General features: G+C 46.3%; 11 protein-coding genes. 2 read left to right on the top strand and 9 right to left on the bottom strand.

What is annotated here, in order from left to right; all coding sequences use genetic code 11:
- Window positions 1-15 precede the first annotated feature (15 nt).
- The 6 genes from ADS79_RS17950 to speB all read right to left on the bottom strand — a co-directional run bounded on the left by ADS79_RS17950 (window position 16) and on the right by speB (window position 7,292).
- Window positions 16-330 carry a TniQ family protein gene (locus ADS79_RS17950; protein WP_049739772.1) on the bottom strand — a complete coding sequence of 105 codons (315 nt, stop codon included), beginning with the start codon at window positions 328-330 and terminating at the stop codon, window positions 16-18.
- A gap of 495 nt (window positions 331-825) precedes the next feature.
- Window positions 826-1,071: a biotin/lipoyl-containing protein gene (locus ADS79_RS17955; protein WP_049739773.1), complete on the bottom strand. Its 246-nt coding sequence runs from the start codon at window positions 1,069-1,071 to the stop codon at window positions 826-828.
- A complete protein-coding gene (locus ADS79_RS17960; protein ID WP_049739774.1) occupies window positions 1,055-3,193 on the bottom strand; it encodes a sigma 54-interacting transcriptional regulator in 2,139 nt (712 codons plus the stop codon). Before ADS79_RS17960 ends, ADS79_RS17955 begins: the two co-directional genes overlap by 17 nt.
- Window positions 3,194-3,301: 108 nt before the next feature.
- A complete protein-coding gene (locus ADS79_RS17965) occupies window positions 3,302-4,690 on the bottom strand; it encodes a putrescine aminotransferase (RefSeq protein WP_049739775.1) in 1,389 nt (462 codons plus the stop codon).
- 28 nt (window positions 4,691-4,718) lie between these two features.
- Window positions 4,719-6,191 carry an aldehyde dehydrogenase family protein gene (locus ADS79_RS17970; protein ID WP_049739776.1) on the bottom strand — a complete coding sequence of 491 codons (1,473 nt, stop codon included), beginning with the start codon at window positions 6,189-6,191 and terminating at the stop codon, window positions 4,719-4,721.
- 156 nt (window positions 6,192-6,347) lie between these two features.
- Window positions 6,348-7,292 carry an agmatinase gene (gene speB / locus ADS79_RS17975; protein WP_049739777.1) on the bottom strand — a complete coding sequence of 315 codons (945 nt, stop codon included), beginning with the start codon at window positions 7,290-7,292 and terminating at the stop codon, window positions 6,348-6,350.
- 801 nt (window positions 7,293-8,093) lie between these two features.
- Between speB and ADS79_RS17980 the strand changes: the two genes are divergently transcribed.
- Together ADS79_RS17980 and ADS79_RS17985 are read left to right on the top strand one after the other, a co-directional pair.
- Window positions 8,094-9,452 (top strand): APC family permease, encoded by a 1,359-nt coding sequence (locus ADS79_RS17980; protein ID WP_049739778.1) that lies wholly within the window; start codon window positions 8,094-8,096, stop codon window positions 9,450-9,452.
- Between the two features lie 37 nt (window positions 9,453-9,489).
- Window positions 9,490-9,783, top strand: a complete 294-nt coding sequence (locus tag ADS79_RS17985) for an SAV0927 family protein (RefSeq protein WP_049739779.1) — start codon at window positions 9,490-9,492, stop codon at window positions 9,781-9,783.
- A gap of 161 nt (window positions 9,784-9,944) precedes the next feature.
- On the opposite strand, the gene ADS79_RS35035 is transcribed toward ADS79_RS17985, so the two are convergent.
- The 3 genes from ADS79_RS35035 to ADS79_RS17995 form a co-directional block, all read right to left on the bottom strand.
- Complete coding sequence (locus ADS79_RS35035; RefSeq protein ID WP_141260825.1) at window positions 9,945-10,163, bottom strand: DinB family protein; 219 nt, start codon at window positions 10,161-10,163, stop codon at window positions 9,945-9,947.
- 67 nt (window positions 10,164-10,230) lie between these two features.
- Complete coding sequence (locus tag ADS79_RS17990; protein WP_049741047.1) at window positions 10,231-11,862, bottom strand: amidohydrolase; 1,632 nt, start codon at window positions 11,860-11,862, stop codon at window positions 10,231-10,233.
- Between the two features lie 104 nt (window positions 11,863-11,966).
- The gene (locus tag ADS79_RS17995) at window positions 11,967-13,313 is read right to left on the bottom strand and encodes an APC family permease (RefSeq protein ID WP_049739780.1); all 1,347 of its coding nucleotides are present in this window, start codon (window positions 13,311-13,313) and stop codon (window positions 11,967-11,969) included.
- Window positions 13,314-13,464 lie beyond the last annotated feature (151 nt).

Here is a 13,464-nt window from a genome sequence, read left to right on the forward strand (position 1 = left end):
CACGAGAAGGAGGAACTAACTTATTTCCTCTCGACCCGTGTCTTGACAATGGGGAGCATTACATGCCGCTGCAACACTCTCGACCACTTCAAATGATAATAACTTCAAAGCATTTATAGTTAAACCAGTTAAAGCACTTAAATTCCCGTAATCAGTTTCTGTTAGTTTATTACTTTTATTGTTTGGAGGATTAGTTTTAATGTTGGCAAGTTTAAAAATCCATATTAACGATTCACATCGGTTTTCTTGTGATAAGCGAATAATGTATCCCATAAAGCTCTCATCGGGTAATGGTTGTGGAGTACAAAGCAATTTAATAGGTTGATTCATCTCAAACACTTCCTTTTGAAATATCAATTTTTAATCGTATTAGCCTCACTACTCGAAGAATTATAATTCAATAAGAGCATTTTCTGTTCTTGTTCTTCATGGTTGAAATCGAAAAATAAAAGACCCCGCATCCACGATTAGTGGACAACGAGGTCTTTAATGTAAATATATTCTCTAGTAATATTTTTAGATTTTACTGTAATTAACATTGTTACTAACTACTCCTTTGAATAATATATTGAAATTGAACATCTCATTATTCTTGGACATTAAAAGATAAATTTAGTTATACCATATTTATTGTAACATTTCTAACCTTATTTCAATTAAATCATTTTATATCCTTTTACCTTATACCGAATTTGATAAGTACCAATACCAAAGGAAAAAAGACTCAACCATCGAAAAGTCGAGTCTTTATATAACGTATAATTATGTATTTTAATGTATAATATACACTCAATGTACGGTTAATTCTGTCATTAGTCCGACTAATTATGTCCTCTCACACTCGTAGCGGAGCATGATTGATGCCAAAATCATGCTGGCGATGACAAGATCGCCCCGTTCAACTTCCACTGCATCAATGATGCCCGATACCGGAGCCAAAATATCGATGCTTTTTTGGCCGTCAACCAGCGTGAAAATGACTTCTCCCTCATGGACACGTTCGCCCGTGCGAAATAATATTCGTTCAATGGCGCCAGCAAATGGCGAAATGACGTCATACCTTAAACCCAATTGGCTCACCTCGACTCAGCTTCTCTTGAATCTCCATATATTTGCGGCTAATCGTGGATTGGCTTACACCTAGCACTTTTGCTGCCATAGAGGTTGTCTTGAATTCGTCCATTGCCATTTTTATGAGCTGCTCTTCCATTGCTCTTGTCGCCTCTTTTAATGGCATAATTTTATTCATGTTCTGCTTGAAAAACTGCTTCTTCCTCTTTTTTAACAGAGGTGTAATATGGTGAGCCTCGATTAAATCCTCATCCGCAGTGACTATGAGCCGTTCCATAATATTTTGCAACTCGCGTACATTTCCTGGCCAGGAGTATGATTCCAACAGGTCGAGGGCATCCTGGGACATTTGCGTGTTGCGATCGTATTTGTCGTTGAAGATTTGCAGAAAATGCAGGCTGATCAACGGAACGTCCTCTGAGCGATCCCGCAATGGAGGAATGACTACGGGTATGACATTAAGACGATAGTACAAATCTTCACGAAACGTACCTTCCTCGACCATTTTTTCGAGATTCTTATTTGTGGCTGCGATAATTTGCACATCAATCTCTACCACTTCGGAGCCACCTACCGGGATGATTTCCCTCTCCTGCAACACACGAAGGAGCTTCACCTGGAGATTCAGCGGCATTTCCCCAATCTCGTCCAAAAACAGAACACCTTTGTGAGCCATTCGGAAATAGCCTGGCTTTCCATTAGCATTTGCTCCTGTAAAGGCACCCTTTTCGTACCCGAACAACTCGCTTTCAAGCAGTGTTTCCGGGATCGCACCACAGTTCACTTTGACAAATGGATTGCTATAACGCGGCCCCAATTCGTAGATCGTACGGGCAAATACTTCTTTTCCGACGCCCGATTCCCCGGTCAGCAATACGGTAGAAGAGGTCTTCGCGATCTTATGGATGTATTTCATTACCTTCTCCATCTGCTCGCTCGCGTAAATCAATTGGCGGTTTTTGGAATACTGTTGTTGATCACGAAGATGCTCCAGTTCTTTCTTGTATTTCTCAGACATCTTTTTCGCCTGGAGCAGCTCTTCCTTTAGCATCACCGTCTCGGTAATATCCCGCAATGCGATTACGATTCGCTCCAGCTTTCCTTTGTTATCAAAGATGGGATTGCCAACAGCCAGTACATTTTTTCCCGATCGGCTTTCCTGTGTGACAGAGACTTTTCGTTTCCTTTCCAGTACCATTCTGACGATAGATGAGAAAAACAGCCCTTCATGCTCTAGCTCCATCAAGTTCAAGCCGATCAATTGCTCCTTGTTAATCTCCCAGAAATCTTTGATCAGATTGCCACTATAGCGCAGCAGAATGCCTTTTTCATCCAAGACGAGAATCTCATCATAAATAGAGGAGAGAATGCCTTGCAGATCGGTGTTCAGATTTTTGACGTACTCCATCTCCAATGCCATCTTCTCAATGTAAGGCAGATCCTGTAGAACGATGGTTGCACCCGTAACAGCCCCGTGCTGGTTGCGGATCGGACAAAAATCGGCTAGGACACCGATTCGGTCATTCACAATGATGTAGTTTAGTACGGTTTCGCCATGTTCGATGACCTTTTGAAAGACATCATGCTCAAGCAGCTCTCCTACCTTTTGCGCTCGCAGCTCCTCTGGCGTGACTCGGACCATGCGAAGTGCTTCCGAACTGAAGTTTTCGATCTTTCCTTCCAGATCGGCAATGACGATCCCCATCGGAATCGAGTTGAGCAGCGACCGTATCCAGTCTGTATGTGCTGATTCATTGGTCAATAGCGTATAAAGGACATCCTCGCGATGCAAATAGCCAACCGGTACTCCCGCTGCATTTTGAATGATAACGAGTTCTTCCCCAAACAAGTTGAAAAAATCGAGCATATCCGCTTCCTGCTTGAGAAAAGAAAGCTTTGTATGGAGAGGAAGCTCTCGTACGGTTTTGCTCTCGTGATCCGGGTCCTGCTGAAGCGGAATCATGTCCGTATTTCGGATATAGGCAACCAGATGCTCAGCATTCTCGGGATCAGTTACAAAGACATAGCGTTCATTGAACCTAGACATGATGTTCCAAACTTCATTCGCTGAAGATTCAAAAGATACTGTATACACTGTTTTCATGAACCAATTTGAAACCATAGGTCCTCCCAATCTTGCTTGGTTTGTTTCTCCTATTATACCCGGGGCTCCCATGGAGAAAAAGGGCAAAGAAGACTGGGGTGGACAGTCTTCTTTGCACCTGGCAACTTAGATTTTTACAAGCGGCAGAACTTTTTTGAAGGTCTCGATCACCTGGTCTGCCTCTTCATACGTAATGGTCAGAGGCGGCTCGATGCGAATCGTTTTCGCATTGATCAATGTCCCTGCAACCAGGACACCATTGTCGAACAAGCCTTTGGATACTTCATAGCCGATTTCATCATTATGGAACTCAATACCAATCAGCAAGCCTTTTCCACGTACTTCATGTACCTTGTCCGTGTGAGCCGCTGCCGCTTCACGCAAGCCGTTCAGCATGTACTCGCCCAACTCGACGCAACGCTCCAGCAGATTTTCCTCAATCAGCACGTTAAAGGTCGCGATAGCAGCCGCGCATGCCAACGGATTGCCTCCGAAGGTCGTTGTCTGGACGAACGGATTAGGGAAAAAGCTTTTGAATACTTCTTCCGTAGCGACCACGGCTCCAGCCGGCATGATTCCTCCGCCAAACGCTTTGGCCAGGCACAAAATATCCGGCGTCACATCGTAATGCTCGCAGCAGAACATTTTTCCTGTACGCCCCATCCCCGTTTGCACTTCGTCAAGGATCAGTAGCGCACCGTACTGATCGCATAGCGCACGAACCTCTTTCAAATAACCTTCAGGTGGCAGGTTGACGCCGCCCTCCCCCTGGATCGGCTCGAGAATGACCCCTGCTATCTCTTCTCCGACAAGCGCGCATGCTTCAAAGGTTTTACGCAGCATGTCGATGTCGCCAAAATGCACATGACGAAATCCTGGAATCATTGGCAAGAAAGGTTTGCGGAATACTCCTTTTGCGGTGGCAGACAAGGAACCAAGGCTCTTGCCGTGAAAGGCTTTGGTCGTCGCGATAAACGTAGTCCGGCCTGTATGCATTTTGGCCAGCTTGATTGCCGCTTCGACTGTCTCCGTGCCACTGTTGGCAAAATAGGCGTATTTCAGATCGCCCGGAGTCACATCAGCCAAAATCTTTGCAAGCATGGCGCGAAGCGGGTCAAGCAGGTCCTGGCTGTGCAGCGGTTGGCGGTTAAGCTGGTTAATGACCGCCTCTACTACCTTTGGATGACGATGACCTACGTTGTAAATCCCGAAGCCGCCCAAGCAGTCAATGTATACCTTGCCATTCACATCCATGAACGAGTTCGGCCCTGCGTCCTTCCATTCAACGGCAGCAAATTGACCGTCTTTGGTTACAGACTTGCGGTATCCGAGAAACCCCGGATTCACATGGTCACGGAAGTTTTCGACAGTCTCCCGTGTCACCCAGGCTGCTTCGTCCTTGGTGATTTCATCTTTTGCAATCAGATCGAGTATTTGCTGGGTGTAGGCATATACCTCTTTATATTGTTCGTTTACCTGGTTATTTGTTTGCTTGCTCTCCACTGTTTGACTCATCTGTAGTCCTCCTGATCAGCGATCTTGTTTAGTTTTCAAACCAGCCTGTTGGCTGTACTTGCAGATTGATATTGATTTGCTTCACTTCGGTATATTCATCGAAACCAAATGTACCCAGTCCACGTCCGATTCCACTTTGCTTGTATCCGCCCCATGGAGCTTCGTTGTACGTTGGATGGTAACAGTTGATCCACGTAATGCCTGCACGCAATTTTTTGATGACGCGCATCGCTTTAGCGCCGTCCTGCGTGAATACACCTCCTGCCAATCCGTACACCGTATCGTTAGCAATGCGGATCGCATCGGCTTCGTCTTTAAAGCGCTGGATAGCGAGTACTGGGCCAAAAATTTCTTCCTGCACAATTTTCATGGAAGGCTGGGTGTCCGTGAAAATCGTTGGCTCCACGAAGTAGCCTCTCTCAAGGCCGTTTATCGTCATTCTGTTACCACCACACACCAACCGCGCTCCCTCAGATTTCCCTTGCTCGATGTAGTGCAGGATTTTTTCCATATGGGCACTGCTCACGACTGGCCCCATCTCCGTAGCGGGATCGTCACCAGGGCCAACACGAATTTTTTTCGCCCGCTCCACCAGTCTTTCTACAAAGCGGTCGTGGATACTATCCTCGATCAGTAAACGAGAGCCAGCCGAGCAAACCTGACCTTGATTTGCGAAAATCCCGAATAAAGCGTAATCAACAGCTGTTTCGAAATCAGCATCGGCAAAGACGATATTCGGTGATTTGCCTCCCAGCTCGAGTGAAATCTTTTTGATATTGCCAACAGCTGCCCGCATAATGCTGCGTCCCGTCGCTGTTCCACCCGTGAATGAGATTTTGTCGACGAGGTGACTTTCCGCAAGCTCGTTCCCTACCGTTGGTCCAGGACCCAGAACCATATTCGCTACCCCTTTTGGGATGCCTACCTCTTCGATGATTTCAAACAGCTTTTGTGCGCTAACCGGCGTGACCTCCGATGGCTTGAAGACGATTGTATTCCCGGCGGCAAGCGCAGGGGCGATTTTCCATACCCCCATGAGCAGCGGGTAGTTCCACGGTACGATCAATCCACATACACCGACTGGCTCGCGTACCACCATGGCTTGCACAGGATCGGCCACATGATAGGTTTGCCCGTCAGGCTTGGTAACCAATCCTGCATAGTAACGGAAGCAGGCTGCTGCATCTGCGACGTCAAAGGCCGTCTCCCGCAGTGGTTTTCCGTTGTCCAATGTTTCCAATCTGCCGATTTCTTGCGCACGCTCTTCCAGCTTGTCTGCGATGGATAGCAGATATCTCGCTCTTTCTGCTGCCGGTAGCTCCGACCAGATTCCGCTGTCAAATGCATCACGGGCGATTTGAATGGCATGACGGGCATCCTCGATATCCCCTTCTGCCGAGAGGGCAATCACTTCCCCATTCGCGGGATTCACAATTTCACGGGTTTTCTTGCTTTGCGCATCAACCCATTCCCCATTGATGTACATCCTCAGGTTTATCATGCAGCTTATCCTCTCCTTCCCGGGTTTCACTCACACTACTTCCTAAAGCAACTCTCGTGCCAATTCGAAAACCTCGCGATTCTCGTGACGAAGTCTCGGACCTGTGCACGAATCGTTATTCAAAAAATCATAGATTATGCAAAAATGAATAGAAAATTACTTCGTGATAGCCTGTTTCTGCTGAAGGGCTACTAATGCAGCAAAATCGTGAATCAAGGTTGCAGCAAGAAGTGATGTGATTTGTGTCGGATCATAAGGCGGAAGCACCTCTACCAGATCAAATCCGATGTAGTTCAGTCCTGTCAGCGAGCGAACCAACTGCAGCGCCTCATGACTGGTAAAGCCGCCTACCTCAAGCGTACCAGTACCCGGCGCAAATGCAGGGTCGACAAAATCGATGTCAAAGGTCAAAAAGCACGGTGTATCCCCGATCTGTGCTTTGATTTTCTGGATCACATCATCAAATCCACGTGTACGCAGCTCCTGTGTCGTAATCACATTGTACCCGAGCTCGTAGCTTGCCTCGATGTCGCCCGGATGATTTAGCGTCCCGCGAATCCCAACCTGAAACACCTTGTCAGGCTGCAGGAGTCCTTCCTCGTGAGCACGGATAAAAGGCGATCCATGCCAATATTTTTCATCGTAATACGTATCCCATGTATCCGTATGTGAATCGAATTGAATCATGGCGACCTGTCCGTACACCTTTTTCGCAGCGCGTAACGATGCGAGCGTGATGGAATGATCCCCACCCAGCCCGATCGGAACAATGCCTTTTTGCATCAGGTCGAGCATAGCTTCCTCCATCAGTTCATAGCTGCGGTGGATATTGTGCGGAATGACCGATACGTCCCCGATGTCGATTGCATTCGTATCTTCAAAGGGATATACCTTATGTGTCGGATGATAGGGAAACAAGGTCATCGATGCCTGGCGAATCGCTTGTGGAGCAAAGCGCGCCCCTACCCGAAAGGAAGCTGCCGTGTCGAACGGCTGGCCGAGAATCGCTACCTTGGCATTTTCTCTCACAGATGGTAAACGCATGAATGTGCCTGTCGTACAGAACTCCGGTTTTACGTCTGGTGAAAGTGGATATTGCATGGAATCGAGTCCTCCGTTTGTAGGTAGTCTTTATTTTGACTGCTTCTCTTCTACAGCGTTGGACGATTGGTAAAATGACGGGCATTCGCTACCTCTATCTAATAACGAACAAATAAGTGGTATCGTATGTTAGTGTCACCTTAGACACTTTACTGCATAGCTCCTGCCCAACGCTGTCAGCATCCAGGTCGGCAGTAAGATCATCGATAACAGGACAGCGATGAGGAATAGCTTGTTTCGCATCGGTGTTGACCACTCCTTATTTCCTTTCCACCAGCGTGCAGGTGCTTCGTTTAGAACACCTCAGATGAAAGGTTCATACGCACATGTAAATTATGCAAATATTATGCCATTTTAAATTCCATGATCCTCTCTCGCTTCTCAGTCAATTATCTATTCAATTTTTCATAGCTTATGCATTTTTGAATCATTCCTTTTGCATCAAAGCGCGTGTTTCTACGGACAAAATTCCTTCATCGAGGTACGCCCTGGTCTTATGCAGTTTTGGGTAAAGAATGATTTTTTGCATAGTCATGCCCTCTCGATAAGGACTGTTCTTTTGAGAATAAGCTTCACCCTGTTCGCCTTACCGGTTTGGCACATCAATTGCTTACCCTTGTATATCCAAGAAATCGCATCATGCACACCAGACGTAAAGGGGCAAAACGCATGAAGAAAAACGTTGCTACGAGAAAATGCCAAGGTCGCGCTGCCGGGGGACTCGTGCGAATAGGAGAGAAGATGGTTTTTTGGTGATAAAGAACTAAAACGCTTTCACTCTGATCGTAAAGGGGATTGGTCATGGAAAAAAGCATGGGGCAAGCACAAAATACACCTACATTAAAAAGAAGTTTGAAACTATGGCAAGTCATCGTATTGGGGCTCGGGTATCTCACTCCCCTCACCGTTTTTGACACCTATGGAATCGTCACACAGGAAACGGGTGGGCATGTCCCAACCGCTTATATCCTCGCTCTGACCGCAATGCTTTTCACTGCATCCAGCTATGGCAAGATGGTGAGAGTGTTCCCGGTTGCAGGCTCCGCTTACTCCTACGCCCGCCAATCACTCAACCCGCATATTGGCTTTTTGGTTGGGTGGGTTTCTTTGCTGGATTACGTTTTTCTGCCCGTAATTAATGTCTTGCTCGGCAAAATCTATCTTTCTGCGGCCTTCCCTATGATACCCGGTTGGATTTTGGGACTTCTGCTCGCTGCGGTTACTACTGTTGTTAATTTTCGCGGAATTCAGTCAACAGCAAACTTCAACACACTCTTGGTCGTCTTTCAGGTTATAGTGGTCACGATTTTCATCGGTCTGAGTATTTCGCACATCTCCACCGGTGCAGGAGATGCTGCTTTTACTGTTCGTCCATTTTATGGCGAAGAGATCTCACTACCAACACTTTTAACAGGTGCCGCGATTCTCTGCTTCTCTTTTCTAGGCTTTGACGCTGTAACGACGTATACCGAAGAAGCAGTAAACCCGATGAAAACGATTCCTCGAGGCATCTTCCTCGTAGCGTTGATTGGTGGTGTCATTTTTATCACCACTTCTTATTTCACGCAGCTCGCTTTCCCTCTCGTAGAGCAGTTTCAGAATCCCGAGTCACCATCACCGGAGATGTCGATGATTCTCGGACAAGACCTGTTCTATGCGATCTTCGTAGCTGGCAGCATTACAGCAGCCCTCGCGTCAGGAATTGCCTCCCATACAAGCGCCTCTCGTTTGCTCTACGCGATGGGCAGGGAAAACGTCTTGCCGAAAAGGCTTTTTGGCCATTTGCATCCAACCAGAGGCATTCCTGCACGAAACGTGTTTTTTGTTGGAGTCGTTTCACTCGCTGCCCTGTTCCTTGATTTGGAAACGGCACTCGCCTTCATCAATTTTGGCGCGTTGACAGCCTTTACCGCTGTCAATGCCTCTGTGATCGCTCATTACTATATTCGTGGCAATCGGCGCTCACTCACTGATACGTTTCATTACCTGATCTCCCCTTTGCTTGGGACCAGCTTCGTCGTCTTTCTCTGGTACAACCTGGATGCTCACGCGTTAACACTCGGACTCATCTGGACATTCGTTGGCATTGGCTACTTACTGTTTTCCACCAAATTTTTCACCAAAAAACCACCGCTTATCGACTTTGAGGAAGCGATTTGACTACCAGCCAAACTTACTATTCAGGAGGATATCTTCTATGACATTCGACTATTTGTACGATCAATCGGAAAATCTGTTTTCTCGCTTCATCACGTTTGCCACGGAGAAGCATCGATATGACCTGGCCTTTTTCTACTCCCAACATTTTGATGGAAAAAGCATTGTCCTGTCGCTGCAAAATATGCGCGCTGCTCTACTCTCTTCTGAGGACATTTCGCATGATGACAGCTGGGTCCGTTCGTTGGAAGTGCCACAAGAGGATGTGGACATCGTTTCCAGCTTCTTGGCAAAAACGCTATCTACTTTATTCAAGCATGACGATCTTGATTGAGAAGGAAATGATTTTAAAACGTAAGCTGATGCCTATATAGTTGGCATCAGCTTTTTTGCGAGGTGGAAAGCTTCCTAAACATTCGTTCCCCTCAAAAAGAAGCAATCCGTATGCCTAACGTTCCTTCATTTTGAAATTTATCCTCCATCACAGCCCTTCCCTCAAATCGAAACTCCCGTGATCTGTCGCAAATGATGCTCCATATGAGATACATAATCACTGACAAGCCATTGCAGGGTCACGATTTCGCCATTCGGCAATTGACACCTGCAAGCATATTTCGCTTCGGGAGTTTGAGAGACAACGCGAATGATTGACTTGTTCAACGAAAGCCAAAGCGTAGTAATATCCGATAGCGGCGTCTGCTGGTAGTGCTGCAATGATGCCACTTATCGGTTTTTTCGAAGATGAAAAAACCCCACCATCCTTGGTGAGGTTACGATCCTCTTATTTTTCGATTAACGTCTCCGTATGTTCAAACACGACCTTGCCATCGACAATCGTCAGCTGAACCTTCGTATCGGGTATTTCTTCCGCAGGTATTTCAAAAAGATTGCGCTCCAGAACCGTAATGTCAGCAAGCTTGCCTACTTCCAATGTCCCTAGCTCATGCTCTCTGAACGTGCTGTAGGCAGATCCAGCCGTATACGCTTTTAGTGCATCGGTAAGGGTGATGCGCTCTTCTGGATGCCAAACCGTTACTCCGCTGCTGTCGATTCTCGTTACAGCGCGATAGACTTGCAGAAGCGGATTCAAGATATCAATCGGGAAGTCTGTTCCAAAAGCCAATCTCGCCCCCGCTTTTTGCAATGAATGGATGGAGAATACATGCTGTTCGCGCTTTGCACCAATCCGTTCTGTATACACCCCTCTCTCTGACATGGCAAAATGATCAGGCTGCATCGAGGCAGTCACATCCAGCTCTTTAAATCTGTGTATGTCGTCAGGGTGAATCACTTCCACATGTTCGATGGAATGGCGTGAGTCTCTTTTCCCATTCTCCTTTTGTGCTTCCTCATAAGCGTCGAAAGCCAAGCGGATTGCCCCGTCACCAATTGCGTGGAAGCGAATGCTAAAGCCTTCTTTATCCGCGTCTACTACCCACTTTTTGATTGTCTCAGGCGGAAACGATGTTTCTCCGCATGTATCTGTCTGATCCGTATACGGCTCCAGCAAGTATGCCGTACGAGCCGTAATCACGCCATCGATAAATTGCTTCAGTCCGGAAACACGCAGCATGTCTGTTTGGTATGTCTCTCTTAACTGCCTCGCACGATCGAGGTTTCCATCCAAGGCTGGCCATAAGTGAATACGAGCTGTTAACTGGCCTTTGTCCTCGAATTCTTTAAATAAATCGTAATCAGTAAGAATTGCCAGCGATTCAGTTGCGAATAAGTCATGCACAGCCGTAACGCCCAAGCTGGACGCGTAAGCGAGGAAATTTTTGAACAGCTCTCTCTTTTTTTCTTTGGTAAAGTTGTAGGCATGCCTGATTACGGCACCCATTGCTTTTTCGTACAATAAGCCATCCGGTTCTCCGTTCTCGTCTTTTCCAATAATCCCAAAAGCAGGGTTTTCCGTATTCCGATCGATCCCTGCAATCTCCAGAGCTTTCGAATTCACCCACGCGTAATGACCCTCGGCGTGAAACATAAGGGCAGGTCGGTCAGATACAACACGATCTAACGAATGCCGATCTGGCAATTGCTTGGTATCCCAGTATCCTGCGTCCCACACCGATCCGATTACCCACGGATCATCTGGTCTAGATTCTGCAAATTCGCGAATAATTTCCAGCGCCTCCGCTTCGGAACGGGCCGAGAACAAAGTAGCAGTTTCCATCGCAACAGCTCCATCCATGGCATGCAGGTGGAAATCGTGGAATCCAGGCATGATTAATTGATCTTCAAAAGAATAAACCTTAGTCTCTTCTCCCTTATAAATCATGATCTCTTCCATAGAGCCAATCGCTATTATTTTATTGTCTACAATCGCGATTGATGCAGGCTGTGGCTCATCAGTAAGTCCTGTAAAAACGGCGTTGCCAGAAACAATCAGGTCAGCTATTTTTTTACTCATCATCATTACTTCATCTCCTTTTTTGATAAAGAAACTCCCTGCGTCAGGTTGCTTGAAGCCAAGCCCTGCTGGGGGTGTCAAAACCTTTTGGTGATTGAATCGTTTTAGGAGGCTTCTTCAAAGCTAAGCTGCGGAGGCGGTTGTCGGAACATTTTGGTCAAATTCAGCAAATACAGAAAACCGATCACTAGCCACGATCCGCCCAGCATTAAGGAATGCTTATCCAAATTGATAAAAAACAACCCAATAAGTGCAGCGCCAATGAGCGGAATAATCAAATATTGCAGCGTCGCTTTAAGCGACCTTTGCTTCTGACGGATATAGTAGTGGGCAACCACTGCAAGATTTACAAAGAAAAAGGCAAACAATGCACCAAAATTAATAAATGAAACGGCAGTCATGAGATCCAGAAAGAGCGCACTGAAGGCTACCGCTCCAATGATGAGAATATTGAGAACAGGTGTCCGATACTTCGGCGACAAATAGCCAAATACTCTTTTCGGAAGGACATTCTCCCTGCCCATCGCATACAAGATGCGAGAAGCGCTCGTTCCAGATGCAACAGCTGAGGCAAAACCGGCTGTTAGCCCTACTGCAACCACAATACTGGTAAAAATATTACCTCCTACATACATCGCGATTTCTAGATAAGCAGAATCGGGATTCTGGAAAGATTGAAACTGAGGAAAAATCAGCTGGGCAAAATACGAACCGGAAATAAACAATAATCCCCCAATCAGCGTGATGAGATAGATTGCCTTGGGCAATGTTCTCGTGGCATCCTTCGTCTCTTCTGAAAGAGTTGTCACTGCGTCGAAGCCTAAAAAGCTGAAGCATAATAGAGGGACAACTGACAGCAGTGTCGGTATCTTGATTTCTGCATCATAAAAGGGAACGGCAGAAAATAATGTCCCTGCTCCTTCCCCCGAAAGCAGGCCTTGGATCGTTAGAATAAAAAAGAGGACGAATACGAAAATTTGCAGGAAGAGCATATACGTATTGAATTGCGCTGCAAATTTGATGCCCAAAATGTTGACAGCTGTGATGATCACAACAAAGGAAGCAATCCAGACAAACATGGGAACGGACGGAAAGAAGGCATTTAGCGATATTCCAATCAAGAGCGAGCTGATCATCGGACTAAACAAATAGTCGATGATGATCGTCCACCCTACTATGAAGCCGACGTGCGGACTAATCGTTCTTTGTGTAAAGGTGTAAGCCGCCCCTGCGTTCGGGAACGCTTTTACTAATTGCGCATAGCTGTACGCAGTAAATAGCATGACAATAAGTGCAATCGCGTACGCAATCGGCATCATCCCGTTTGTACTATGTACGGCAACCCCGTACGTCGAGAAGAACGTTTGTGGCGCCATGAAAGCTAATCCAAAAAAGACAACATACTTCAAAGTAAGCGAGCGTTTCAATGTTGGTGCAGTGGCATTTTCCATTGATCAATCCTCCTTTCCGCCTTAAAAAATAGAACATTTTGAATATTTTGTTCAATGCACAGGTTATGCCAAACTCTTTGATGGTTGGAATAAGCATAAACGAGTGGCAATAAGCACCCCTTTTTCCTGTGCTCCATGGAATAATGATGTA

The sequence above is a fragment of the Brevibacillus reuszeri genome, assembly GCF_001187725.1.
Classification (GTDB): domain Bacteria; phylum Bacillota; class Bacilli; order Brevibacillales; family Brevibacillaceae; genus Brevibacillus; species Brevibacillus reuszeri.

Coding starts and splice junctions, on each gene's coding strand:
- ADS79_RS17970 (WP_049739776.1), bottom strand. CDS start 6,191: ATGATAAACCTGAGGATGTACATCAATGGGGAATGGGTTGATGCGCAA.
- ADS79_RS17960 (WP_049739774.1), bottom strand. CDS start 3,193: ATGGTTTCAAATTGGTTCATGAAAACAGTGTATACAGTATCTTTTGAA.
- ADS79_RS17950 (WP_049739772.1), bottom strand. CDS start 330: ATGAATCAACCTATTAAATTGCTTTGTACTCCACAACCATTACCCGAT.
- ADS79_RS17980 (WP_049739778.1), top strand. CDS start 8,094: ATGGAAAAAAGCATGGGGCAAGCACAAAATACACCTACATTAAAAAGA.
- ADS79_RS17965 (WP_049739775.1), bottom strand. CDS start 4,690: ATGAGTCAAACAGTGGAGAGCAAGCAAACAAATAACCAGGTAAACGAA.
- speB (WP_049739777.1), bottom strand. CDS start 7,292: ATGCAATATCCACTTTCACCAGACGTAAAACCGGAGTTCTGTACGACA.
- ADS79_RS17985 (WP_049739779.1), top strand. CDS start 9,490: ATGACATTCGACTATTTGTACGATCAATCGGAAAATCTGTTTTCTCGC.
- ADS79_RS17990 (WP_049741047.1), bottom strand. CDS start 11,862: ATGAGTAAAAAAATAGCTGACCTGATTGTTTCTGGCAACGCCGTTTTT.
- ADS79_RS17995 (WP_049739780.1), bottom strand. CDS start 13,313: ATGGAAAATGCCACTGCACCAACATTGAAACGCTCGCTTACTTTGAAG.